Genomic DNA, 1606 nt, shown 5'->3' with positions numbered 1-1606 from the left:
TGTCGTCAGGCCACTGTTAGCCGAAGAAAATTCCCACCTCATCATCCTCGACCACCTTAATCGCGTCTGAGAACGTCGGTATGAGGTCGGTGAATAATCCTTCCCATTGCCCCGATTTACCGATTGCAAACAGCTTCCAGCCGTTCTGTTGGCGATTAAATGCTATCTTCGCTATCTCTGTCTCAACAGTGCGCCCCATGACGTGACGGATTTCATTGATAAATACCGCCTGTCCAGCGATTTCATACATCAGGTCATATTCATCACGGACATGCTCAGGCGGGCGGCGTTTTTCCATGAAGAAGTCCATGCACTGCTTTATCTGCGCTAACTCGATGTCATTAAATGCCATTATTTATCCTTAGAACGTGTGGCGGCGTGCAACCTAAATCAGCATTACCGATATATTGAAGACGCGACCGACAATTTTTACTGTTTCCGGATCGGCTTCTTCATCAGGGAAGTCAACTGAGTTATAGCTTTTTATGATGAGTTTACCAGGCTGTCGATACAGTAGTTTTATCCGCAACAACCCATCTTGCTCAATGAAGTAAATCCCGCCATCAACTATGCGTTTATCACCTCTATTTACGAATACAGTTGTCCCGTTGGGGATGATTGGCTCCATGCTGTTACCATGCACAGGAAACGAAGCTACATCTTTCGGTGAAATACCATAACGACGAAGCGTAGAGCGAGAGAAGCGGAGTTTGTAGCCGTTATTATCGCTCCCGCCATTGCATCCATTACCGGCGGCAAGCTCTATGCTTTTGTAATACGGAACCTCAACCTCGTCATCATCCAGAGGCGTACTGCTATCCCATTCAGCCACTTCTCTCGGCTTAAAGTCTTTTACAGGTATGCCGTCTTTGGTTTTGTCTGATTTCAAAAAGTCAGGAACATCTCCCTCTCCCGTACTTAACCACACAGGATCAACCTGCAGGGCGTTAGATATCTCCACTATCTTACGTGAGCTTTTCGCTTTACCAGATGTGAGCTTCCAAACGCTGGGTTGAGCCATATCAGCGGCCTCAGCGAGTTCAACCTGAGTAAAACCCCTCATTTTCATGGCTAGGTTTAGCCGGTCTGCAAAAGTCATATTTTTCATACCTGAATTATATAGCTGAGGCTATCTATCAACAAACAGCCAAAGCTATTTACTTTTAAAATATCTATGGCTATTATTAGCTATATTCCAACAGCCGAGGTTATTTATGAAAAACAAACTTATCGACAAGGCTATTGGCATGGTGGGCAACCAACGGAAATTGGCTGACGCCTGTAACGTAAAACAACCCACAGTGTGGGCTTGGTTACATGGACGGAAAAAACCATCTGCCACAAGCGCAAAGCGTATCGAGCTGGCGACTAACGGAGCCATTCTCGCAAGTCAGTTACGACCCGATTTACATGAAATTTTTGGGTGATTAATCACCCTGGCTCTTTAACAAATTACAAAATCGGAATGTACAGGCGCTGTTTATCTGTATTGCACATAGTGCGGCTTAACTGGGGAGATCCGTCAGTTAAGGGATAACGGACAAGCAGAGTAACGGCGCTGTACAAACGTACTTTTTCAACACAGCAACACCTCACAGGAAGTGAG

At 45.5% G+C, this 1606-nt stretch carries 3 protein-coding genes; 1 reads left to right on the top strand and 2 read right to left on the bottom strand.

Annotated features, from left to right (window positions below; genetic code table 11):
- Positions 1-16 precede the first annotated feature (16 nt).
- Both U868_RS0123235 and U868_RS0123230 read right to left on the bottom strand, forming a co-directional pair.
- Complete coding sequence (locus tag U868_RS0123235) at positions 17-352, bottom strand: DUF3024 domain-containing protein (RefSeq protein WP_025155364.1); 336 nt, start codon at positions 350-352, stop codon at positions 17-19.
- A 33-nt stretch (positions 353-385) separates the two neighbouring features.
- Positions 386-1099 carry an XRE family transcriptional regulator gene (locus U868_RS0123230; RefSeq protein WP_025155363.1) on the bottom strand — a complete coding sequence of 238 codons (714 nt, stop codon included), beginning with the start codon at positions 1097-1099 and terminating at the stop codon, positions 386-388.
- Positions 1100-1214: 115 nt separating this feature from the next.
- Here U868_RS0123230 and U868_RS0123225 point away from each other — a divergent pair, with 115 nt between their 5' ends.
- Complete coding sequence (locus U868_RS0123225; RefSeq protein ID WP_025155362.1) at positions 1215-1427, top strand: transcriptional regulator; 213 nt, start codon at positions 1215-1217, stop codon at positions 1425-1427.
- Positions 1428-1606 lie beyond the last annotated feature (179 nt).

Origin of the sequence: Morganella morganii H1r (assembly GCF_000633515.1) — a bacterium.
GTDB lineage: Bacteria > Pseudomonadota > Gammaproteobacteria > Enterobacterales > Enterobacteriaceae > Morganella > Morganella morganii_B.
This window is presented reverse-complemented; position numbering and strand designations above follow the sequence as displayed.